This is a genomic window from Mesorhizobium sp. NPDC059054, assembly GCF_042739215.1.
In the GTDB taxonomy this organism is placed as follows: domain Bacteria; phylum Pseudomonadota; class Alphaproteobacteria; order Rhizobiales; family Rhizobiaceae; genus Mesorhizobium.
The window spans coordinates 95,246-116,401 of record NZ_JBHYHV010000002.1 but is presented as its reverse complement, the minus strand read 5'-3'; the positions used below and the strand labels follow the sequence as shown (position 1 = coordinate 116,401).

The window sequence follows — 21,156 nt, the reverse complement described above, 5'->3', positions numbered from 1 at the left end:
TGGCCTTGCGAAGCCAAAACCGAGCCACTGGCTCAGCAAACGAAGCTTGCGCTTGTTTTGCCGATACGACAATAGAGACCCCGCTGCCGCCTTTGGCCGCTTTCTATGGAGATCCTGTCATGGCCTTCCTCGCCGACGCACTTTCCCGCGTAAAGCCCTCCGCGACCATCGCGGTCACGCAGAAAGCGCGCGAGTTGAAAAACGCCGGCCGTGACATCATCGGTCTCGGTGCGGGAGAACCCGATTTCGACACGCCGGACAATGTCAAGAACGCCGCTATCGAAGCGATCCGCCGTGGCGAGACGAAATATCCGCCGGTTTCCGGCATCGTCCCGCTGCGTGACGCGATCGCCAAGAAGTTCAAGCGCGAGAACAATCTCGACTACAAGCCGGAGCAGACCATCGTCGGAACCGGCGGCAAGCAGATCCTGTTCAACGCTTTCATGGCGACGCTGAATCCTGGTGACGAAGTCGTCATTCCACGTCCCTATTGGGTGAGCTATCCCGAGATGGTCGCGATCTGCGGCGGCACCGCGACCTTTGCCGAGACCAGCATCGACAACGGTTTCAAGCTGACGGCCGAAGGTCTGGAAAAGGTCATCACGCCGAAGACGAAATGGCTGGTGATGAACTCGCCGTCCAACCCGTCCGGTGCCGCCTATACCGAGACCGAGCTCAAGGCGCTGGCCGAGGTGCTTTTGAAGCATCCCCAGGTCTGGATCCTGACCGACGACATGTATGAGCACCTCACCTACGGCGATTTCGTCTTCAAGACGATCGCCGAGGTCGAGCCGCGCCTCTATGAGCGCACGCTGACCATGAACGGCGTTTCCAAGGCCTATGCCATGACCGGCTGGCGCATCGGCTACGCAGCGGGCCCGCTGCCACTGATCAAAGCCATGGACATGATCCAGGGCCAGCAGACCTCGGGCGCCTGCACGATCGCGCAATGGGCCTCGGTGGAAGCGCTGAACGGCCCGCAGGATTTCGTGAAGAAGAATAAGGCGATCTTCCAGGCGCGCCGCGATCTCGTGGTGTCGATGCTGAACCAGGCGCGTGGCATTTCCTGCCCGTCACCCGAAGGGGCCTTCTACGTCTATCCGTCCTGCGCCCAGCTGATCGGAAAAAAGACGCAAGGCGGAAAGCTGATCGATTCCGACGAGACCTTCTGTTCTGAACTGCTGGAAGCCGAAGGCGTGGCCGTGGTGTTCGGTTCGGCCTTCGGCCTCGGTCCGAACTTCCGCATTTCCTATGCGACGTCCGAGAAGCTGCTGGAGGAGGCTTGCACGCGCATCCAGCGCTTCACGGGAAGCCTCAGCTGATCCCATTAAGGGATTCAGAAGACTCGCAAAAAGCCCGGCTCATGACCGGGCTTTTTTTCGGCAGCGGCGCTGCATTATCCCTGATACTGTTCGTCGCTGACCGGCTCCAGCCAGTCGACGGGCGACCCGTTGAGCGCCTCCTGCATGGCGAGATGGGTCATGGCCGTCTTCGGTCCGGCGCCATGCCAATGCTTCTCACCGGGCTCGAACCAGACGGTGTCGCCAGCCTTGATCTCCCGGATCGGCCCACCCCAGCTTTGCGCCAGCCCGGCACCCGAGACGACATGGATCGTCTGGCCGAGAGGATGTGTGTGCCAGTGCGTTCGCGCGCCCGTCTCGAAACTTACCGAAGTGGCCCTCAGCCGTGCCGGTGCCTCTGCCTCGATGATGGGATTCTGTGTCACCCTTCCAGTGAAATAAGCGTTCGAGGCAACGATTGTCGGCACGCTGCCGCAAGCGATGATCTTCATCGGTTTCTCCTTCCAGGTCTCTGAATCAGGCTCTTTGTCGACCAAGCTTAGCCGCCCGTCATCTAGAGCAATTCCACTTTTCTCTGAAGCGCGGATTGCTCTATCTTTTTTCACGCAATTCCGGACGCAAAACCGCTGCCCACTTTTGCTGGAATTGCTCTATTTTCCTTGCCCTGCTTTCGAACCCATGTTTCGATGTTTCCGGGTCGCTGGCAAACGCTTTCGATCCGCGACGGCCGACAGGCCGGCCGCCGCTCTCAGCGGAATGCCTGAGTGGAGGTCAGCATGGGTAATCGCGCCGGAGGACGACGCTCGGGACCGAAATGCATAGCCATAGTCGGTCCCTTCGCAAGCGGTAAGACGACACTTCTCGAAGCCATTCTCGCCCGAACGGGCGCCATTCCTCGCCAGAACCCGGTTTCGTCCGGCAACACCGTATCGGACCATTCCGCGGAAGCCCGCGCCCACGCCATGAGCGTCGAGGCGAGCATTGCCACCACCGAATTCATGGGTGACGAGTTCACCTTCATCGATTGTCCCGGCTCTATCGAATTCGCCTTCGAGGCCGAGCCCGTCCTGGCAGGTTGCGACATCGCCGTCGTGGTAGCCGAGGCGGATGAGAAGAAGATCCCGGCACTGCAGCTCATCATGCGCAAGCTGGACGATCTTGGCGTGCCGCGCATCCTGTTCCTGAACAAGGTCGACAAGGCGATCGCCGGTGTGCGCGAGACGCTGAAGATGCTGCAGCCGACCAGTTCCGTGCCGCTGCTGCTGCGCCAGATTCCGTTGCGCAAGGACGGTGTCGTCATTGGTTCGATCGACCTTGCGCTCGAGCGAGCCTACATCTACCGCGAATATGCCGAGAGCGAAGTCGCCGAAATCCCAGATGACGACAAGGCGCGCGAGATCGAGGCGCGGTTCTCCATGCTGGAAACCCTCGCCGATCACGACGACCAGCTCATGGAACAGTTGCTGGAAGAGATCGAACCGCCGAAGGACGCCGTCTTCGACGACCTCGCCGCCGATCTGCGTGCCGGCACTGTCACGCCGGTGCTGATCGGCACGGCCGAAAAAGGCAACGGTGTGCTGCGGCTCCTGAAGACAATCCGTCACGATGCGCCCGACGTCGAGGCCACCCGCAAGCGCCTTGGCGCGCCGGATGGTGCGGCAACCGTCGTGCAGGTGATGAAGACCGTCCATACGCCGCATGGCGGCAAGCTTTCGATCTCGCGCATCCTGTCAGGGCAGATCAACGACGGCGCCGAACTCTTTCTTTCGGACGGCAACACGACAAAGGTTTCCGGCATCTATCGCATGCTGGGCAAGGATCAGTCGAAGCTTGCCACCGCCAAGGCTGGTGAGACTGTGGCCATCGGCAAGCTCGACGAGGCCCACACGGGCCAGACCCTGACTTCGGCAAAAGGCGGCATGAAACCGCTCGTCGACCTCGCCCCGCCCCAGCCGGTCTTTGCTTTTGCCTTGCGGCCGAAAGAGCGCAAGGATGACGTCAAGATGTCGGCAGCCATCCAGCGCCTTGCCGAAGAGGACCCTTCACTGAGCCTGAGCCACAACCAGGACTCGGCCGAGACGGTCCTGTCCGGCCATGGCGAGATGCATCTGCGCGTGGTGCGCGAGCGGCTGGAAGGCAAGAACCAGATCGCAGTCGAGGGGCATGCACCCGCGGTGCCCTATCGCGAAACCATCCGCAAATCGGTTCAGCAGCGCGGGCGCCACAAAAAACAGTCAGGCGGCCACGGCCAGTTCGGCGACGTGGTGCTGGAGATCAAGCCATTGCCGCGTGGCAGCGGCTTCCAGTTCACCGACACCATCACCGGCGGTGTCGTGCCTAAGACCTACATCCAGTCGGTCGAAACCGGCGCGCGCGATTACTTGAAATGCGGACCGCTCGGTTTCCCGGTCGTCGACGTCGCAGTCAATCTTTCCGACGGCTCCTATCACAGCGTCGATTCCTCCGACATGGCGTTCCAGATGGCTGCGAAGCTCGCGATGAGGGAAGGCATGGCGACCTGTTCACCCGTGCTGCTGGAGCCGATCATGAAGGTGGAAATCGTGACACCCTCCGACGCGACGGCCAGGATCATCGCGCTCATTCCACAAAGGCGCGGCCAGATCCTCGGCTACGACGCTCGCGCTGACTGGCCCGGCTGGGACGTCGTGGAGGCAACCATGCCGCAAGCGGAGATTGGCGACCTGATCATCGAGTTGCGCTCGGCGACGGCCGGTGTAGCCAGCTACCAGGCGAGCTTCGACCACATGGCGGAACTGACTGGCCGCCTCGCCGACGACGTCATGAACGCCAACGGCAAGGCAGCCTGACGATATCGCCTCCGAGTTGCGCTCGCCCAAGCGGCGGCCACATCATCAGGGTGAAAGACAAAACGGCGTCCGGTTGAACCGGACGCCGTTTTCGCGGACCGCTTTCTTGGGAGAAAAGAGCTCAGGTCCGCCGCATGTCTCCAATCCAGGCTATCGCCTCAACCGGAAGAATTAGGCTGGACGCGACCGTTGCCAGAGCCCGATCGTGCGGGAGATGCCCCCATCCCTCGAACGATTCTGATCGCGTCCTGATTACATGCATAACCGCTAATTTGCGTATTACCATGTTACTTAGGGTTACACGTGACCGTTACATGACGGATAGCTAACGCATCGGCCCGAAATCGAAATCGATTTTCGGAAAGCACGATGCGCAGATTCAAAAGTGTTAGAGCGTCCTCGACGTGGCGCATATGCTCTGTCGATCGCTCTTCGCGTGGACCTGTTCCCACGATCTTTCCGGCATGCGGTTTCCCTCGCCGCAGGCAACAAAAAAGCCGGATCGCGAAGACCCGGCTAAGTTGAATGGAAGCGCCCGTTAGGGCTAAACCTCCAGAGGGGAACACTCGAGGGCGCTAATGGGAGGAGAACGCGCCCAGGAGATGATTGATATATGGGCTCTTCCTGCCCAACAAACAAGCACCTATTTTGCAACGCACACATGCAAAAAGGCTCAGGCTGTGGTCCAACGCACATTTCACGGCCATAGGGCCAGAAAAGCGGCACATTGCACAGCGTTTTTCATGCTGCGCTGCAAATCTATGCATTGGCCGGCAGCCAGGAGGAGAAGGTGTGGCGCCGAAACAGGCAGATAATCTGACAGCCGGCGATACCGCCTGGCGCGGAAGAACCGAACTGGGGGCATCATGAAGAGCAGGACCTCAGCCATCATCGGCAGCGCAGTTTTCTTTCTGGTCGCACCCTGCATTGTTGCTGGCGTGCTGCCTTGGTTGGTCCTCGATCGCTATCGTCTCCCCTTTTCTACAGCGCTGCCTTTTGTGGTCATGGGCTGGATCCTGATCGTGGCAGCTGCCGCGGCTCTTCTGCATTCTTTTGCGCGCTTCGCTCTCGAAGGCCTCGGCACGCCGGCGCCGGTCGCCCCCACAGAGAGACTGGTGGTCGGCGGTATCTATCGCCATATCCGCAACCCCATGTATGTCGCCGTGCTTTCGATCATCGCCGGCCAGGCGCTGCTCTTCGCAAGCTGGGCGGTCGCGCTTTACGGGTTGATCATGGGCATAGCCATGGCGTCGTTCGTGCACTTCTATGAAGAGCCGACACTCGCCAGGCGTTACGGTGCTGAATATGAGACCTACCGACGCGCCGTGCCGGGCTGGCTGCCTCGATTGAAGCCGTGGCACGACGCATAAACCGCGCAGGCGAAACCACCACCGGGAACATCGGCTACTGGAAGGTCCGAAAGCGCCGGATCAATATGACCAGTTGCGGGCCTTGGCGATGATGAAGTCGCGGAAGACGTGCAGCTTCGCCTGGTTTTTCATGGCATCGGGATAGGCGAAATAGGTGTCGAAGGACGGCACCTCGGTTTCGGGCAGAAGCTGCACCAGGCCGGCATCCTTGCCGACGACATAGTCCGGCAGCATGGCGATGCCGGCACCGCCTTGCACAGCACGCTTGATCGACAGGATGTCGTTGATCTGCAACGTCGGCACGCGCTGCCCGCTTTCGAAATCGCCGACCGTCTCCAGCCAATTGAGCTCAGACAGATGCGTCGGCACCGGCACGCCGAAGGTGACGATGCGGTGGCTCTTGAGTTCGGCCACCGTTGCTGGCTTGCCGAATTTGTTCACATAGGCCGGCGACGCATAAAGATGGAAGTGCACCGTGAACAGACGCCGCTGGATCAGGTCCGGCTGCTGCGGCTGCCTCAGCCGGATCGCACAGTCGGCCTGGCGCATGGTCAGGTCCAGCTCCTCATTGGCGAGAATGAGCTGCAGATGGATTTCCGGATAGAGGTCGATGAATTCCTGCACGCGGTCGGTCAGCCAGCCGGCTCCCAGGCCTACAGTGGTCGTCACGCGCAGAATGCCGGATGGCCGATCCTTGGATTCGGCCAGCCGGGTCTTGATCGATTCCAGCTTCATCAGCACGTCGTGCGCCGTGCGAAACAGCATCTCGCCCTGTTCGGTAAGCACGAGGCCACGCGCATGACGATGGAACAGTGGCACGCCGACGTCGTGTTCCAGCGCGCTGACCTGCCTCGAAATCGCCGACTGCGAAAGATGCAGTGTCTCGGCCGCATGCGTAAATGACCCAGCCTCGGCGGCTGCGTGAAACACGCGAAGTTTGTCCCAATCCAGCGCCATGATTCCCCTCGTTTCGCTTTGGCGTCTGAAGAAAGATCTCGGAGATTTTGCGGCTTATTCCGCCGCTTCCCGATGCACCTCAATCCCAGCGAGATATTTTTCCGCTTCGAGCGCCGCCATGCAGCCCATGCCGGCCGCCGTCACCGCCTGGCGATAGATGTCGTCCGTCACATCGCCGGCGGCAAAGACGCCGGGCACGTCGGTCCGCGTCGAATCCGGTGCAGTCCACAGATAACCATTCGACTTCTGCTTGAGCTTGCCGGTGAACAGCTCCACCGCCGGTGCATGGCCGATCGCCACGAACACACCGTCGACCTTCAACTGGCTCTCCTGACCTGTCGCCACATTACGCAACTTCAGCCCTTCGACCGAGGGCGGCAGCGGGGCCTGGCCGGGACGGCCGGTGATCTCGTCCACCACCGTGTCCCAGATGACGCGGACATTGTCCTTCTTCATCAGCCGTTCGCGCAGGATGCGTTCGGACCTGAATTCGCTGCGACGGTGAATGACGGTGACCGTCTTGGCCAGGTTGGAAAGATAGAGTGCCTCTTCGACCGCCGAGTTGCCGCCGCCGACCACTGCGACATCCTTGCCGCGATAGAAGAACCCGTCGCAGGTAGCGCAGGCCGAAACACCGAATCCCATAAAGGTCTGCTCGGAAGGAATGCCCAGCCACTTCGCCTGCGCGCCGGTGGCGATGATCAGAGCGTCCGCCGTATAGGTCGTGCCGGAATCGCCCTTGGCTACGAACGGGCGAACATCGAGGTCGACCTCGGTGATGATGTCGTTGACGATCTCGGTACCGACATGCTCGGCCTGCTTCAGCATCTCGCTCATCAGCCACGGGCCCTGTACGGGATCGGCGAAGCCAGGGTAGTTTTCGACATCCGTGGTGATCATCAGCTGGCCACCCTGCTGGAGCCCAGCCACCAGCATTGGTTTCAGCATGGCTCGCGCCGCATAGATGGCCGCGGTGTAACCGGCAGGGCCGGAACCGACGATGAGAACGGGCGCGTGCTTGACGGTCATGGAACGGCCTTTGCGAAAGACGGCCGCCTCAGGCGACCCGAACGAGCGGCAATTGTTGCGCGCAATGTAAGTGCTGCCTACTCTGCCAGCAAGGACATGCGACAAGTGTCCCCATAATGCTTGCATGGCTGACCGAACCGCAGCCCATGGTTAATCCATGGTGAATGCTGAAAATTCCCCGTTGCAGGGATGGCGTGGCCCGTAAACTCGTTTAATGACGTGTTTGCGAAAGATTCTTGCGCAGCGGGCGGAAAACCATGCCGATAAAGGCCGATCTCGACGCCATTGACTGGAAGATACTGCGCGAATTGCAGCGCGATGGCCGCATGACCAATGTCGAACTCTCGCGCCGTGTCGGGATATCGGCCCCACCCTGCCTACGGCGCGTCAAACGGCTGGAAGAAAGTGGCATCATCCGCGGCTATCGCGCCCTGCTCAACGCTCCCGCGCTCGGCATGGATGTCGTTGCATTCTGCCTGATCGGCCTGCATCACCAGGCCGACGCGGAATTGAAGGCTTTCGCCGAGCGCACGCGCAGCTGGCCGATCGTGCGCGATGCCTGGATGGTCTCCGGCGAGTCCGATTTCCTGCTGCATTGCGTGACCAGCGATCTCGCAACATTCCAGAGCTTTGTCATCGAGGAACTGACCTCCACGCCGAATGTCGACACTGTGCGCACCGCGCTGACTATCCGTCAGGTAAAAGATGAAGGCCTAGTCGAAATCAGTGCCTTGAACCAAACACAGTAAAGGCGCATGGCTGGAAGCAATTAACGCCTCCCCTAATTCTCTCCCCATGTCTCAGTTCAACACTCCTGTCTCCGCTCTGATCATCTGCAAGAACGAAGTCGACATGATTGCCGACTGCCTGCGGAGCGTCGACTTCTGTGCCGAGATCGTGGTGGTGGATTCTGGTTCGACCGACGGCACGCTGGAATGCATCGCGGACTACGTCGCGAAAGGCTATCCGATCCGCCTGTTCCACAACGACTGGCCGGGCTTCGCCAGGCAGCGGCTTTTTGCGCTACAACAGGCCACGCAGCCTTGGTGCTTGTGCATCGAGGCAGATGAGCGCGCCGACGCTGAGCTGAGGCAATCCATCATCGAAATTACAAGTTCGGGCAGAAACGATACCGATGGTTGGTTCGTCCGCCGTCGCGACTACCTGAAAGGTTACGGCTACGCCCACCGCTGGGTGGCACACAATCGCATCTTCCGCTTCTTTCGCCGCGACAAGGCGACAATGGACATTGCTCAACGCGTCCACGAGTCCTTCAGAGTGCCTGGCCGCACCGCTCTGATCGAAAAGGGGATGCTGCTGCACCGGCGCGCGACCTCGCTGACCGAGGATCTGAAGCGCACGAACTCCTATTCGTCGCTCAAGGTCGAAGCTCAGGTCGAGCAGGGCGACAAGCCCAGCATGTCGCGGCTGGTCTTCTCGCCCTGGATCAATTTCCTGAAATTCTATGTCGGCAAGCGCTACTTCCTGTGCGGCCGCTACGGCTACGTCCATTCGGCGATGGTTTTTCTCTATTCTTACGTCACCGAAGCGAAGCTGTTCGAGGCCCGTGACGAACGCCGCGCGGACAAGAGCGCGGTCAAGGCCGGCAAGTAGCCCGGATTTCGGCAATCGCTGCTTGCTCGGCTGCAGCATGCGCCTTCCCGACCAGGAACAGCCGCGACAACCCTGCCCGACGGCCAGCTTCGATATCGGCATCTTTGTCGCCGACCATGATTGATGCGCCAAGATCGGCGCTCAGCAACTCAGCCGCCATCAAAAGCATGCCGGGATTGGGCTTACGCATCGGATGGTCGTCCGCCCCAAGGGCGCCTTCTCCCGCCTCGTGATATGCGCAGGCCAGAACGAGATCGACAAAACAGTCCCTCTCACCCAAGAGCTCCAGCACCCGGCCGTTGACGGCGCCAAACGCCTCCCAGCCGAAATAGCCGCGCGCGATACCCGATTGATTGGTGACGACCACCACTGGCCAGCCGGTTCGATTGGCCGCCTGAATGACCGGAAGGATTTCAGTGCGCAGCACCACTTGCCGCGGATCGCTCGGATAGCCGGTGTCGACGTTGATGGTGCCGTCCCGGTCGAGGAACAATGCCCGGCATCCATCTGGAAAGGCCCTGTTGCCGACCCGCTCCAGCCAGAGCCCTGGCTCTATGAGTGGGTATGAGGCCGGTGCCCCTGCCATCAGGCGGCGGGACCGTTGCTCAGGCGGCTTTCCACCTCTTCGCAAAGATAGTGATAGAGGCAGATATGGCCCTGCTGGATGATCGGCGTCGAACTTGAAGGCACGTTGAGCAGGATATCGCACAGCGGCTTCAGCTTGCCACCGGTGTCGCCCGTCATGCCGATCACCGTCATGCCCATGGCGCGTGCCTGTTCCGCGGCCGCCAGGATGGAAGGCGAATTGCCGCTGGTCGAGATCGCCAGCAGCACCGCGCCCTCCGCGCCATGCGCTTCCACCTGCCGCGAGTAAACCGTGTCGAAACCGTAATCGTTGCCCCAGGCCGTCAGCACGGCTGCATTGGCTGGCAGCGCGATGACATTGTAGGCCTTGCGTTCCTTCAGGAAGCGCCCGACCAGTTCGCCGGCGATATGGATCGCGTCGCTCGCCGAGCCGCCATTGCCGCAGATGAGCAAAGCCTTGCCTGCGGACAATGCCCCCACAACCGTGTCGGTCGCGCGCTGCATTTCACCGGAAAGATCGCGCTCGATCATGGCCGTGATCGCGGCGGCGGAGCGGACGAGATAGTCGTTCAGATTGGACATGGAGCTTCAGGTTCCGCTGCGGGCGCGCAATTTGGTTATGGTACCGGTGGTGCTTTTTCCAGCGACGAGATCGACCAGGACAACGCGGCCGCCGGCCTTCTGCACCACGTCGGCGCCCACCACCTGATCGACAGTATAATCCGCGCCCTTGACCAGAATGTCGGGCTGCAGTGCCTCGATCAGTTTCAACGGTGTGTCTTCTTCGAACAGAACGACGGCATCGATGGAGGCAAGTGCGGCAAGCACGCAGGCGCGGTCGTGCTGGTCGTTCACCGGCCGGTCGGGTCCCTTCAGGCGCCGTACCGAGGCATCGCTGTTCAATCCCAGCACCAGCCGGTCGCATTGGCTGCGCGCGGCATTGAGCAGGCTGACATGGCCTGCATGCAGAATGTCGAAGCAGCCATTTGTGAACCCGACCGTCAGACCTTCTTGCTTCCAGGTCGTCACCAGACGCTGCGCAGTTGCCGTGTCGAGGATCGCATCCTTGTGGACAGCGCCGTGCGAGCGGAACAGCGCTCCGGTCAGTTCATCGGCTGTAAGCCGTGCGGTGCCGCGCTTCCCGACCACCACTCCACCTGCGGCATTGGCGATGGCTGCGGCGGCAGCGCGGTCGGCACCTGCCGCCAATGCGAGGGCAAACGAGGCAATCACCGTGTCGCCGGCGCCGGAAACATCGAACACTTCGCGCGCCTGGGTCGCGATATGGCGTGCCGATTGCGCATCGACCACGCTCATGCCTTTTTCGCTGCGGGTCGCCACGACGAAATCGAAACCGTTTGCCGCGATCAGTTCGCGCGCGGCAGCAACGATGTCGTCATCGGCGAAGACAGAACGGCCCACGGCCTCGCCAAGTTCCTTGCGGTTGGGCGTTACTGCGGTGGCACCGTGGTAGCGTGCATAATCCCGCCCCTTCGGATCGACGAGAACCGGCTTGCCTGCCTCACGGCAGATCGCGATCAATTCCGCCGCGACACCATCAAGCAGTGTGCCTTTGCCGTAGTCGGACAAAATGACGATATCGGCTCCAGCGAGCGCTGTCCGGAAATCCGCAAGCAGTTTTGCCCGCTCCACAGCGTCGAGCGCGCGAACATCCTCCTCATCGAACCGCAGTACCTGCTGGTTAAGCGCACTGAAGCGTGACTTCGAAGACGTCATGCGATCACGCGTCTGCCCGATCCCGCCCGTATCGACGCCCAGTTCGGCGAACATGCGCATGACATTGCGGCCGGCAGCATCGTCGCCGAGCGCCGAGACGGGAATTGCCTTGCCACCCAACGAGACGATGTTTGAAACGACATTGCCGGCGCCGCCGACCGCCAGCGTTTCGCCACGACCATGCAGGACCGGGATCGGCGCTTCCGGCGAGATGCGTTCGATGACGCCGCTGACGAAGCGGTCGAGGATCAGATCGCCGACCACCAGCACGGTGACATCGGCGAACCGGGCGATCGCGCGGTGAAGAATTTCGGGAGAAGACAGGTGCAACTCGCTCATGCGCAAGCGGATATACCGCAAATCTGGGCAGTGCAACTGCGGCAGTGCTGCCGGCCTGTCGTAGCAAGCACCCTTGTCGACACGCTCCCTCACCTCTCCTATAAGAACCGCGATCCGCTCAACAATTCGAGGTCCCGATGATCATCGTTACCGGCGGCGCCGGCATGATCGGCTCCAACATCGTTGCCGCACTCAACGCGGAAGGCCACGACGACATCCTCGTGGTCGACGACCTGACCGATGGCCACAAGATCGTCAACCTGGCCGATCTCCGGATCGCCGACTATCTCGACAAGGATGAGTTTCCAGCGCTGTTCGAGACCGGCAAGCTCGGCCGGATCGAGGCGGTTTACCATCAGGGTGCCTGCTCGACGACCACCGAGTGGAACGGCAAGTTCATGATGGAGGTGAATTTTTCCTACTCGAAGCGCCTGCTGCATGCCTGCCTGGAACAGCGCGTGCCCTTCCTCTACGCATCCTCGGCTTCGGTCTATGGCGGCGGTTCCATATTCCAGGAAGAGCAGGACTTCGAGCGGCCGCTCAACGTTTACGCCTGGTCGAAAAAGCTCTTCGACGACTATGTCCGCCGCGTGGTCGGCCCAGGTCATTCGCAGGTTGCCGGCCTGCGCTATTTCAACGTTTATGGCCCGCGTGAGCAGCACAAGGGCACCATGGCTTCGGTGGCCTTCCACCTGTTCAACCAGGTTGGGCGCGGCGAGAACCCGAAACTCTTCGGTGCCTACGATGGCTTCGGCCCAGGCGAACAGAGCCGCGACTTCATCCATGTCGGTGATGTCGCCGACGTCAATCTCTGGCTGTGGAAGCGCGGCGCCAGCGGCATCTTCAACTGCGGCACGGGCCGCGCACAGCCATTCCGCACCATCGCCGAAACGGTCATCGCCTCGCTCGGCAAGGGCAGCATCGAATACATCGACTTCCCTGATCACCTGAAGGGCAGCTACCAGAGTTTCACCCAAGCTGATATGTCCCGCCTGCGTGCTGCCGGCTACAACGGCCAGTTCCGCGACGTGGAAACCGGCGTGAAAGACTATGTCGAATGGCTGAAAGCCCGACGATCCTCGTGATCGGTCCCCGCTGGGTGGGCGACATGGTCATGGCGCAATGCCTGTTTTCGGCATTGAAGCAGCTCTATCCGAACGCCGGCATCGACGTCATGGCTCCGGCATGGGCTGCCCCTCTTGTGGGACGCATGCCGGAGGTTCGCCAGCAGATCGAAATGCCGGTGCCATCGGGCAAATTGGAACTCGGCGTGCGCCGCAGGTACGGCCGCATGCTCAAGGGCCGTTATGACATGGCCTATGTGTTGCCGGGCAGCCTGAAATCGGCGCTGATACCGTTCTTTGCCCGGATTCCGAAACGCGTCGGCCATCTGCGCGAGATGCGCTACGGCCTGCTCACCGACATCGTGGCGCAACCCAAGAAGGAAAAGCGCCGGACCGCATACGGTTTCTTTTCATTGGCCCGCGGCGGCAAGTTTCAGGCTCCGAAGCTGACCGTCGATGCAGCCAACCAGGCTGCACTGCTCGAACACAACGATCTCCAGGCCGGCAAATTCGTGGCGATGATGCCCGGCGCCGAGTTTGGCCCAGCCAAGCGCTGGCCGAGCGCATCCTATGCCGGCTTTGCCCGCGCCATGATGGCGAAGGGTTTCAAGGTCGCGCTCTTCGGCTCGAAGAATGACAGCGCCGTCACCGCAGAAATCGCGACACTGGCACCCGGCTGTGTCGACCTTGCCGGCAGAACCCGCCTGGAAGATGCCATCGATCTCATCGCCGCGGCCAAACTGGCGGTTTCCAACGACAGCGGCTTGATGCATGTCGCCGCGGCCGTCGGCACCCCCCTCGTCGCCGTCTATGGCTCGACATCGCCGGAAAACACCCCGCCGCTCGCCGAAAGGCGGGAACTGGTATGGCTGCAGCTTTCCTGCTCGCCCTGCCACAAGAAAGTCTGTCCGCTCGGCCACATGAACTGTCTCAACACGCTGGGTGTCGAGCGGGTCGTCGTGGCCGCCGACCGCCTGCTCGAACAGCCGACCGCCGCATGAAGGTGCTGATCGTCAAGACCTCGTCGATGGGCGATGTCATCCACACTTTCCCGGCTGTTGAGGATGCTTTGCGCGCCCGACCGAACATCAGCTTCGACTGGTGCGTGGAAGAACCTTTCGCCAGCATCGTGGCGCTGCATCCGGCAATCGGCACGATCCATAAGATTGCGCTGCGCCGCTGGCGCAAGCAGCTTGCCTCGCCGACCACCTGGCGGGAGGGAAGTGCCCTGCGCAATACCTTGCGCGCCGGTCACTACGACCTGGTGCTTGACGCGCAAGGCTTGATGAAATCGGCCTTGGTCGCCAAGCTTGCCGGCGCGCCGGTCGCCGGCTTTGACAAGGCCAGCGCTAGAGAACCGGCCGCCACCGTCTTTTACGATCAGCGTTACGGCGTCCCACGCGATCTGCATGCCATCGAACGCACGCGACGCCTGTTCGCGTTGGCTCTCGGCTACGAGCCGGATCTGTCGACACTTGATTCCGGTATCGCCGTTCCGTCCGGCAACTCGCCGGTTCCGACAGGACAGGTCGCGACTTTACTGCATGGCACCAGTCGCGAGGACAAGAAGTGGCCGGTTCAGGAATGGATCGAAACCGCCACGCTGCTTGTCGCGCAAGGGTTTACGCCGGTCACGACCTGGTCGAACGACAAGGAGCGGACTGTAGCCGAAGCGATAGGCCAGGCTGTGCCTGCAACGCTGGTGGTGCCGAAGTCACCGCTATCGGAAGTGGCCAGCCTAATCGGTCACTCGACGCTCGTCATCGGCGCCGATACCGGGCTCACCCATCTGGCCGCTGCATTCGGCCTGCCCACCGTCGCCATTTTTCTGACGACGGAACCGGGCCTCACCGGACCGCAGGGGCAATATGCCTCGACGCTGGTCGCTCATGGCGAGCAGCCTGTAACACCACAGGCCGCGGTCACAGAGGCGATGACTTTGCTGAACCTCAAGGGCCGATAGTTATCGGGTACCGGGGGCGCAGCAGGCCGCTCTTCGCGGGCGGCCTGGCCCCGGTATCGCCAAGTCCTAGACGAACTGGACCTTGACGATCTCGTAGCCGCGGGCCCCGCCAGGCGCGTTGACCTCGATGGCATCGCCGACACCCTTCCCGATGAGCGCGCGCGCGATCGGCGAAGAGATCGAAATGCGGCCAGCCTTCACGTCGGCCTCCTGATCGCCGACGATCTGGTAGGTCTTTTTTTCTTCGGTATCCTCGTCAACCAGGACGACGGTGGCGCCGAACTTGATGGTGTTGCCGGAAAGCTTGGAAACATCAATGATCTCGGCACGTGCCACCAGATCCTCGAGTTCACTGATACGGCCTTCATTGAGGCTCTGCTGTTCCTTGGCGGCGTGATATTCGGCGTTTTCCGAAAGGTCGCCATGCGAACGTGCCTCAGAGATCGCTTCGATGATACGCGGCCGCTCTTCCTGCTGGCGCCAGCGCAGCTCTTCCTTGAGAGTCTCGAAACCTCCGCCTGTCATCGGCACTTTGTTCATCATCTCACCTTTTCTGCCGGCCCCTGAAGCGGGACCAACCCTATCGCTGGGTACAAAAAGAAAACGGCCCGGCAGCTTCTGACTGACGGAACCGTCTCACCTCAGATTCCTGTAATATAGCAAGCTCCAGCCGATTTTCACCTCAAAAAAGCGGCTTGATTGCTCTCGCATCGGCAGGCTCCGCCGACCGCGGCGTTTGGCCCCGTTCCCCTGTTACGCGCGCCACGTTCATTGTCAGCCGGCTGCGCCGAAAAGCGTCAGCTTCGGTCGTAATGATCGATCTGTTCGGACAGCATGCCGTATTCGCGCGACTGTTTGCCGGTCCGTTTTTCGATCTCGCCAAGCTGCTCGCGCGCGCCGGCGATATCCCCCATCTGCAGGCGCGCTTCGCCCAGATATTCGCGCACCAGAGTGTAGTCCGGGTTCTGGCGCAGCGCTTCCTCGTAGTAGCCGAGGCCGACCACGATGCGACCGGACTTGCGATGCGAATAGCCGAGATAGTTGAGGATGCGCGGATCTTTCTTGTTTGCCGCCAGCGTCAGCACCGCGATGGCTTCGTCATAGCGCCCGGCCATGGCCAGGTCGTGACCCGCCTCGTAGATGTTGTCGTCGTCCAGCATGCCTTGCTTGGGCGGCGCGCATTTCTTGGACTTGCTGTCGTAGACCTCGCCCTTCTTGCATTTGGTGACGGTCGGGCTGGGCGTATTGCCTCCTCCGCCTTCTCCCGCAGCCTGAACTTGCGCGGTAACGAACGGTATGACGACAAGTGCTGCCGCAGTATGGATCAGAAGTCGCTTATGCATCGGGAACTCCTCCTGGCTTATCGATGACAGGATAACGCCAGACGAGTTCGATTTCATCCCGCGACACTCGCGGTCTAGCCCTTGAAGATGAAGGCGGCGCCGCCGGCAATCAGCGCGAACCCGATGGCGTGGTTCCAGGTCAGCGTCTCCTTGAGATACAGCACGGAGAACACCGCAAAAACGGTCAGCGTGATCACCTCCTGGATCGTCTTCAATTCCGCAGCCGAATAGACCTGGTTGCCGATGCGGTTCGCCGGCACTGCCAGCCAATATTCGAAAAAGGCGATCAGCCAGCTGCCGATGACGGCGATCCAGATCGGCGAACTCTTGAATTTGAGATGCCCGTACCAGGCGAAGGTCATGAAGACATTCGAGGCGACGAGCATGAGGATCGGCAGGATGCGAGGCGAGAGAATCAGCGACATCGGGAAAATCCGGAGGAAGGAGGGATGCCCATTTCAGGCCGCGGGCTTTGCCAGTCAACTGCCTTTGCAGGGTACCCTAGCGAGCCTTCTGCAACAGCGCCGTAACCCATTGTGAACGAAGAGTTCTCCGCATTTGCGCAACCAATTTGCACCACCGCCGTTTGCCGCTCCATGACGCTGTTCAAACGGCCGCTGGCGGCAATCGGATTTACGCTACTGGGTGCCGTCGCATCGTTTGAAGGCGGCTCTGCCTGGGCAAAATCACCAGATCTGCCCGCGACGGCGCCGGTTCCCGAACCTAATCGCCGCGACCTGGGCGAAATCGTGTCCAAGCCTGAAGACCCTGCGCCCTCCAGCGTGCCACTGCCGCAGACGCGCCCCGATGACACGCCGCAGAACAATACGGCGCCCGACAACACGACGAAGGAGCAGGATGGCCGTAAGCCATTCCAGGGCCCCGAACTGCCACCGGATTGGCAAAAGCCCGCTGTGGTCAAGCCGGTGCCCGATCCCCGCTCCGAAATCGTCCCTGCTGAAAAGAAGCCGGCCGAGGAAATGGCATGTCGCGAGCGGTTGAAAGCGCTTGGTGCCGAATTCGAGGATACCGAAGCCAGGCACGATACCGCACTCGGTTGCTCCCTGCCCTATCCGCTGCGGCTCAAGACGCTGGGAACGTCTGTTGAAATCACGCCCGACGCCGAGCTTGACTGTGCCATGGCCGAGACCATCGCCCGCTTCGTCAAAGACACAATTGTTCCGGCTGCAAAAGCCGAACTCGGCCAGGAATTGAAATCGATCTCGCAGGCATCCGGTTACGTATGCCGTCCCCGCAACGGCAGCTCCAAGCTTTCCGAGCACGCCTTTGGCAATGCTTTGGATATTGCTGCCTTTGCGCTCGTGGACGGCACCACCATTCAGGTTGGCAAGACCTCATCCTCGGCCCAGGCAAAGCTGATCGACCGAATCCGCAAGGCGGCCTGCGGACCGTTCAAGACGGTGCTTGGCCCTGGCAGCGATGCCGATCATGCCCTTCACCTGCATCTCGACCTCGCACCGCGCCGAAATGGCGGCACCTTCTGCCAATAGCGCCTTCCACTGCCCCATTTCCACCACAGCCGTAAACCGCGCCGCTGAGCTTTCCTTTACCCTTGAGGCGTAAAACACCCTTGGCTCAAGGGGACTGCCCGAGGGACGCGAAGAAGGATGGCCGGAGAAATTCACGCGAGACGACCCAGGCGCGAACCATGGGCCGCGACAAGGCGGCTTGCCGCGTTGTGCGTGCTGGCGACAGCCGCCGCCTGCACGACTGGCGACGTCTTCGAACTGAAGCCAGCGGTCGATGTCGGCTCGACAACCTCTGCGGTACCGAAGATGACGCCTGCCGCACCGGAATTGTCTGGCATGCAAACCCTGGTGCCGTCGGACCCATACATGACGGCGGCCTATCCGCGCATGGACGAACCGATGTCCCCCGTGGAACAGTTGTCCTCGGAAGAGATCGACTGCCGCAACGAACTGAAGCGCCTCGACGTCGCTTACACTGACCTCTCCCCGATCCGTGAAGGACAGTGCGGCATCGAGCACCCGGTTAAGGTCACCGCCATCGGCAATGTCCAGATGAAGCCGGCGGCAACGCTCACCTGCAACATGGCCGCGACCTTTGCATCCTGGACCAAGCGCGAACTCGTCCCGACCGCGCGCTGGCGCTATTTTTCCGGCGTGAAGACCATCCACCAGGGATCGAGCTATTCCTGCCGCAAGATCGCCGGGGAAAGAGTGCTTTCAGAACATGGCAAGGGCAACGCGCTCGACGTGATGAGCATCAAGCTCAACAACGGCGATGATATCGACGTGCGCAAGCCCGGCTGGTTCGCCTTCCGCACCAGTGGCTTCCTTGATTCGGTGCGTTCCGACGGCTGCGATTATTTCACCACCGTGCTCGGCCCCGGCTACAATTACGATCACCGGAACCATTTCCATTTCGATATCAAGAACCGCAGGAACGGCTACCGCGCCTGCCGCTAGCGCATCGCGTCCACTCGGACACGCAAAGAAGCGCTCCGGCACTTTGATTTGGCGGTGCGCCTGAAGTTCAATACGTTTTGGACAAAACGCTGGCCGCCGCTTTTCGAAGTGGCAGGTGGAATGCTATTGAGCGCGCATGCTCTACGCTGAAATCGCTATCGTGGTCGCTCTCATCTGCGTGAACGGCCTTTTGGCAATGTCCGAGCTCGCCATCGTCTCTGCCCGTCCGGCAAGGCTCAAGGCGATGATCGACCGCCATGTCAGCGGCGCGGCGCGCGCGCTCGAGCTTGGTGCCAATCCAGGCAAGTTCCTGTCTTCCGTACAGATCGGGATCACACTGGTGGGCATCCTGTCCGGCGCCTTTTCGGGCGCCACGCTCGGCGAGCGGCTGGCCAGCTTCCTTGCCGATTCCGGCGTCGGCCCGCGTTTCGCCAATCCCGTCGGCGTCGGCATCGTCGTGGCAATAATCACCTATGCCTCGCTGATCGTGGGCGAGTTGGTGCCGAAGCAGATCGCGCTGCGCGATCCCGAGCGTGTGGCTGCCCGCGCAGCACCCTTCATGGCGGTGCTCGCGAAAGTCGCGGCTCCGATCGTTTTCGTCCTCGACATTTCGGGCCGCGCCGTTCTGTGGCTGCTCGGCTTCCGCGGCGAAAGCGAGGAAAAGGTCACCGACGAAGAAATCAAGATGCTCGTGGCCGAAGCCGAACATCACGGCACGATCGAGTCGGATGAACGCCGCATGATTGCCGGCGTGATGCGGCTGGGCGACCGCGCGGTGCGCGCCGTCATGACGCCGCGCACCGATGTCGACTGGATCAACCTGGAGGCCGACGACGCCACGATCCGCAAACTTTTGATGGAAACGCAGCATTCACGCCTGCCGGCGGGCGAAAGCGTCGACGCCATGGTCGGTGTGGTGCAGACAAGAGATGTTCTGGCTGCCTTGCTTGCGGGCCGTGCGCTCGATCCGCGCAAGCATGTCAAGACGGCACCCATCGTGCACGACCAGGCCGATGCACTGGACGTGCTCGCGACCTTGCGCGAATCGGAAGTGCCGATGGCCCTCGTCCATGACGAATACGGCCATTTCGAAGGCATCGTCACTCCGGCCGACATTCTGGAAGCGATCACCGGCGTATTCCGCTCCGACCTCGATGCCGGCGACGAGGAGGAAAGCGCTGTCCAGCGCGAGGACGGTTCCTGGCTTCTGGCCGGCTACATGCCCGCCGATGAGATGGCCGACCTGCTCGGTTTCGATCTGCCCGAAGATCGCGACTACGAAACCGTCGCAGGCTATCTCCTGTCGCACTTCGCCCATCTGCCCACCACCGGTGAGGCCGTCGACGCACAGGGTTGGCGCTTCGAAGTGGTCGATCTCGATGGCCGCCGCATCGACAAAGTCATTGCCACGCGCCTTGCTGGCGGACAGCACGGCGCGGCGCGATAAATCCATAAATTCGGGATGAGAAGGCAGCGGGCTGCCTTCTCAAGAGAGATCAGCCTCAGGCTGCTTCGACGTCGGCCGTCGCCAGATCGGCATCGCGAGCCGTCTTCAGGGCGTGCGTGTACCAGGAAAGCTGGTTCAACATGTCGTCTGCGGCCTGGTTGACGTGCTCGAGTTCCGACAGCTTCGTGCCGCCCTTGACGGCCATATAGTCTGCCCAAACGATATGAACGGCGGTGCGTACCGGCACCATCTGCAGCTCGATGGCATGGAGACGGAGCTGCTCAATCGCGCGCGCGCCGCCGACGCCGCCGTAGCCCACAAAGCCAACCGGCTTCTTGTTCCACTCGGTATAGGCATAGTCGAGTGCGTTCTTGAGAACCGCGCTCGGCCCGTGCGTGTACTCGCTGGCCGTGAAGATGAAAGCGTCGAATTCATCGACTTTCTTCTGCCACCGCTGCGCAACCTCGTTCTTGGATGGCGCCCACAGCGAGGACGCTGCTTCATCGAAGAACGGCATCGGATAGTCGCGCAGATCGACAAGCTCGACTTCCCATTCGCTGTGCTTGGCGGCGAGCTTGGCGATCCATTCTGCTGGCGCGTCGGCGAAGCGGGTTGCACGCGTCGAACCGATCACGACGGCGACTTTGGGTTTTGACATCGGAGGCTCCTTGTAAGGGCAAACTTGGAGTATCATTTGGATACCGACGCTATATCTGATACCGTCAACTCGCTTGGCAAGGAGGCACTTTTTTGAAACCGAGGCACCCGCATGTCACCGGCGACTGTCTGGCAGTCAGCGATATCCTGCAGCGCATCGGCGACAAATGGTCGTTGCTGGTCGTCCAGAATCTGGGCGAAGGTCCGAAACGCTTCAACGAATTGAAGCACCACATCGGCAACATTTCGCAGAAGATGCTGACCACGACGCTACGCAGTCTCGAGCGCGATGGCTTCGTCACCAGAACGGTCTTTCCGACCATTCCGCCACGGGTCGACTACGAGCTCACCGACCTTGGCCGTGAACTGCTGATCCCGGTAAAGGGACTGGCCGAATGGGCCATCGCCAATGCAGGCCGCGTCAGCGCCGCACGCGCACGTTTCGACGGCGTCAAGGCCGCGGCCTGAGGGC

22 protein-coding genes are annotated in these 21,156 nt (G+C 61.2%); 12 read left to right on the top strand and 10 right to left on the bottom strand.

What is annotated here, in order from left to right; translation table 11 throughout:
* Nucleotides 1-119: 119 nt before the first annotated feature.
* Nucleotides 120-1,322 (top strand): pyridoxal phosphate-dependent aminotransferase, encoded by a 1,203-nt coding sequence (locus ACFWXH_RS08360; RefSeq protein ID WP_054310733.1) that lies wholly within the window; start codon nt 120-122, stop codon nt 1,320-1,322.
* 74 nt (nt 1,323-1,396) lie between these two features.
* Here ACFWXH_RS08360 and ACFWXH_RS08355 read toward each other — a convergent pair whose 3' ends face one another.
* Nucleotides 1,397-1,792 carry a cupin domain-containing protein gene (locus ACFWXH_RS08355; RefSeq protein WP_379119188.1) on the bottom strand — a complete coding sequence of 132 codons (396 nt, stop codon included), beginning with the start codon at nt 1,790-1,792 and terminating at the stop codon, nt 1,397-1,399.
* Between the two features lie 285 nt (nt 1,793-2,077).
* On the opposite strand from ACFWXH_RS08355, the gene ACFWXH_RS08350 reads away from it, so the two are divergent.
* Nucleotides 2,078-4,129: an elongation factor G gene (locus ACFWXH_RS08350; protein WP_054310735.1), complete on the top strand. Its 2,052-nt coding sequence runs from the start codon at nt 2,078-2,080 to the stop codon at nt 4,127-4,129.
* Between the two features lie 866 nt (nt 4,130-4,995).
* Nucleotides 4,996-5,499: an isoprenylcysteine carboxylmethyltransferase family protein gene (locus ACFWXH_RS08345; protein ID WP_054310736.1), complete on the top strand. Its 504-nt coding sequence runs from the start codon at nt 4,996-4,998 to the stop codon at nt 5,497-5,499.
* Nucleotides 5,500-5,559: 60 nt separating this feature from the next.
* Here the strand turns inward: ACFWXH_RS08345 and ACFWXH_RS08340 are convergent, their stop codons facing one another.
* On the bottom strand, nt 5,560-6,456 hold the full coding sequence (locus ACFWXH_RS08340; RefSeq protein ID WP_054310737.1) for a LysR family transcriptional regulator: 897 nt from the start codon (nt 6,454-6,456) through the stop codon (nt 5,560-5,562).
* A 54-nt stretch (nt 6,457-6,510) separates the two neighbouring features.
* Nucleotides 6,511-7,485: a thioredoxin-disulfide reductase gene (trxB, locus tag ACFWXH_RS08335; RefSeq protein ID WP_054310738.1), complete on the bottom strand. Its 975-nt coding sequence runs from the start codon at nt 7,483-7,485 to the stop codon at nt 6,511-6,513.
* Between the two features lie 257 nt (nt 7,486-7,742).
* Between trxB and ACFWXH_RS08330 the strand changes: the two genes are divergently transcribed.
* Together ACFWXH_RS08330 and ACFWXH_RS08325 are read left to right on the top strand one after the other, a co-directional pair.
* A complete protein-coding gene (locus ACFWXH_RS08330; protein WP_054310739.1) occupies nt 7,743-8,234 on the top strand; it encodes an Lrp/AsnC family transcriptional regulator in 492 nt (163 codons plus the stop codon).
* Between the two features lie 46 nt (nt 8,235-8,280).
* A complete protein-coding gene (locus ACFWXH_RS08325; RefSeq protein WP_379119184.1) occupies nt 8,281-9,099 on the top strand; it encodes a glycosyltransferase family 2 protein in 819 nt (272 codons plus the stop codon).
* On the opposite strand, the gene ACFWXH_RS08320 is transcribed toward ACFWXH_RS08325, so the two are convergent.
* From ACFWXH_RS08320 to rfaE1, 3 genes are all read right to left on the bottom strand, one after another.
* Nucleotides 9,083-9,592: an HAD family hydrolase gene (locus ACFWXH_RS08320; RefSeq protein WP_054310515.1), complete on the bottom strand. Its 510-nt coding sequence runs from the start codon at nt 9,590-9,592 to the stop codon at nt 9,083-9,085. The two genes, ACFWXH_RS08325 and ACFWXH_RS08320, sit on opposite strands and share 17 nt — an antisense overlap.
* Nucleotides 9,593-9,684: 92 nt before the next feature.
* Nucleotides 9,685-10,266, bottom strand: a complete 582-nt coding sequence (locus ACFWXH_RS08315; RefSeq protein ID WP_054310516.1) for an SIS domain-containing protein — start codon at nt 10,264-10,266, stop codon at nt 9,685-9,687.
* Between the two features lie 6 nt (nt 10,267-10,272).
* Nucleotides 10,273-11,760 (bottom strand): D-glycero-beta-D-manno-heptose-7-phosphate kinase, encoded by a 1,488-nt coding sequence (gene rfaE1, locus ACFWXH_RS08310; RefSeq protein WP_379119181.1) that lies wholly within the window; start codon nt 11,758-11,760, stop codon nt 10,273-10,275.
* 137 nt (nt 11,761-11,897) lie between these two features.
* Between rfaE1 and rfaD the strand changes: the two genes are divergently transcribed.
* Genes rfaD through waaC form a run of 3 tightly spaced genes read left to right on the top strand, consistent with a single transcriptional unit; the run spans nt 11,898 to nt 14,787 of the window.
* A complete protein-coding gene (rfaD, locus tag ACFWXH_RS08305) occupies nt 11,898-12,845 on the top strand; it encodes an ADP-glyceromanno-heptose 6-epimerase (protein WP_379119179.1) in 948 nt (315 codons plus the stop codon).
* A complete protein-coding gene (gene waaF, locus ACFWXH_RS08300; RefSeq protein ID WP_379119177.1) occupies nt 12,818-13,825 on the top strand; it encodes a lipopolysaccharide heptosyltransferase II in 1,008 nt (335 codons plus the stop codon). Before rfaD ends, waaF begins: the two co-directional genes overlap by 28 nt.
* Complete coding sequence (waaC, locus tag ACFWXH_RS08295; protein ID WP_379119175.1) at nt 13,822-14,787, top strand: lipopolysaccharide heptosyltransferase I; 966 nt, start codon at nt 13,822-13,824, stop codon at nt 14,785-14,787. Before waaF ends, waaC begins: the two co-directional genes overlap by 4 nt.
* A gap of 66 nt (nt 14,788-14,853) precedes the next feature.
* Here the strand turns inward: waaC and greA are convergent, their stop codons facing one another.
* The 3 genes from greA to ACFWXH_RS08280 form a co-directional block, all read right to left on the bottom strand.
* A complete protein-coding gene (greA, locus tag ACFWXH_RS08290; RefSeq protein ID WP_054310607.1) occupies nt 14,854-15,327 on the bottom strand; it encodes a transcription elongation factor GreA in 474 nt (157 codons plus the stop codon).
* 257 nt (nt 15,328-15,584) lie between these two features.
* Complete coding sequence (locus tag ACFWXH_RS08285) at nt 15,585-16,130, bottom strand: tetratricopeptide repeat protein (RefSeq protein ID WP_054310520.1); 546 nt, start codon at nt 16,128-16,130, stop codon at nt 15,585-15,587.
* 74 nt (nt 16,131-16,204) lie between these two features.
* Nucleotides 16,205-16,555 (bottom strand): DMT family protein, encoded by a 351-nt coding sequence (locus ACFWXH_RS08280; RefSeq protein ID WP_054310521.1) that lies wholly within the window; start codon nt 16,553-16,555, stop codon nt 16,205-16,207.
* 324 nt (nt 16,556-16,879) lie between these two features.
* Here ACFWXH_RS08280 and ACFWXH_RS08275 point away from each other — a divergent pair, with 324 nt between their 5' ends.
* The 3 genes from ACFWXH_RS08275 (at nt 16,880) to ACFWXH_RS08265 (ending at nt 20,027) form a co-directional block, all read left to right on the top strand.
* On the top strand, nt 16,880-17,641 hold the full coding sequence (locus tag ACFWXH_RS08275) for an extensin family protein (RefSeq protein WP_244483352.1): 762 nt from the start codon (nt 16,880-16,882) through the stop codon (nt 17,639-17,641).
* 117 nt (nt 17,642-17,758) lie between these two features.
* The gene (locus tag ACFWXH_RS08270; RefSeq protein WP_379119172.1) at nt 17,759-18,580 is read left to right on the top strand and encodes an extensin family protein; all 822 of its coding nucleotides are present in this window, start codon (nt 17,759-17,761) and stop codon (nt 18,578-18,580) included.
* Nucleotides 18,581-18,716: 136 nt separating this feature from the next.
* On the top strand, nt 18,717-20,027 hold the full coding sequence (locus ACFWXH_RS08265) for a hemolysin family protein (protein ID WP_054310524.1): 1,311 nt from the start codon (nt 18,717-18,719) through the stop codon (nt 20,025-20,027).
* Between the two features lie 55 nt (nt 20,028-20,082).
* Here ACFWXH_RS08265 and ACFWXH_RS08260 read toward each other — a convergent pair whose 3' ends face one another.
* A complete protein-coding gene (locus ACFWXH_RS08260; protein ID WP_054310525.1) occupies nt 20,083-20,685 on the bottom strand; it encodes an NADPH-dependent FMN reductase in 603 nt (200 codons plus the stop codon).
* Nucleotides 20,686-20,777: 92 nt separating this feature from the next.
* Between ACFWXH_RS08260 and ACFWXH_RS08255 the strand changes: the two genes are divergently transcribed.
* Entirely contained in the window at nt 20,778-21,152 is a 375-nt protein-coding gene (locus tag ACFWXH_RS08255) for a helix-turn-helix domain-containing protein (protein ID WP_054310526.1), read from the top strand.
* Nucleotides 21,153-21,156 lie beyond the last annotated feature (4 nt).

Bases quoted from the DNA above. Each gene is read 5' to 3' on its own strand.
- ACFWXH_RS08360 (WP_054310733.1), top strand. From the start codon at position 120: ATGGCCTTCCTCGCCGACGCACTTTCCCGCGTAAAGCCCTCCGCGACC.
- ACFWXH_RS08270 (WP_379119172.1), top strand. From the start codon at position 17,759: ATGGCCGGAGAAATTCACGCGAGACGACCCAGGCGCGAACCATGGGCC.
- trxB (WP_054310738.1), bottom strand. From the start codon at position 7,485: ATGACCGTCAAGCACGCGCCCGTTCTCATCGTCGGTTCCGGCCCTGCC.
- ACFWXH_RS08265 (WP_054310524.1), top strand. From the start codon at position 18,717: ATGCTCTACGCTGAAATCGCTATCGTGGTCGCTCTCATCTGCGTGAAC.
- ACFWXH_RS08345 (WP_054310736.1), top strand. From the start codon at position 4,996: ATGAAGAGCAGGACCTCAGCCATCATCGGCAGCGCAGTTTTCTTTCTG.
- waaC (WP_379119175.1), top strand. From the start codon at position 13,822: ATGAAGGTGCTGATCGTCAAGACCTCGTCGATGGGCGATGTCATCCAC.
- ACFWXH_RS08260 (WP_054310525.1), bottom strand. From the start codon at position 20,685: ATGTCAAAACCCAAAGTCGCCGTCGTGATCGGTTCGACGCGTGCAACC.
- ACFWXH_RS08285 (WP_054310520.1), bottom strand. From the start codon at position 16,130: ATGCATAAGCGACTTCTGATCCATACTGCGGCAGCACTTGTCGTCATA.
- ACFWXH_RS08280 (WP_054310521.1), bottom strand. From the start codon at position 16,555: ATGTCGCTGATTCTCTCGCCTCGCATCCTGCCGATCCTCATGCTCGTC.
- rfaE1 (WP_379119181.1), bottom strand. From the start codon at position 11,760: ATGAGCGAGTTGCACCTGTCTTCTCCCGAAATTCTTCACCGCGCGATC.
- ACFWXH_RS08330 (WP_054310739.1), top strand. From the start codon at position 7,743: ATGCCGATAAAGGCCGATCTCGACGCCATTGACTGGAAGATACTGCGC.
- rfaD (WP_379119179.1), top strand. From the start codon at position 11,898: ATGATCATCGTTACCGGCGGCGCCGGCATGATCGGCTCCAACATCGTT.
- ACFWXH_RS08355 (WP_379119188.1), bottom strand. From the start codon at position 1,792: ATGAAGATCATCGCTTGCGGCAGCGTGCCGACAATCGTTGCCTCGAAC.
- ACFWXH_RS08315 (WP_054310516.1), bottom strand. From the start codon at position 10,266: ATGTCCAATCTGAACGACTATCTCGTCCGCTCCGCCGCCGCGATCACG.
- waaF (WP_379119177.1), top strand. From the start codon at position 12,818: ATGGCTGAAAGCCCGACGATCCTCGTGATCGGTCCCCGCTGGGTGGGC.
- ACFWXH_RS08350 (WP_054310735.1), top strand. From the start codon at position 2,078: ATGGGTAATCGCGCCGGAGGACGACGCTCGGGACCGAAATGCATAGCC.
- greA (WP_054310607.1), bottom strand. From the start codon at position 15,327: ATGAACAAAGTGCCGATGACAGGCGGAGGTTTCGAGACTCTCAAGGAA.
- ACFWXH_RS08325 (WP_379119184.1), top strand. From the start codon at position 8,281: ATGTCTCAGTTCAACACTCCTGTCTCCGCTCTGATCATCTGCAAGAAC.
- ACFWXH_RS08340 (WP_054310737.1), bottom strand. From the start codon at position 6,456: ATGGCGCTGGATTGGGACAAACTTCGCGTGTTTCACGCAGCCGCCGAG.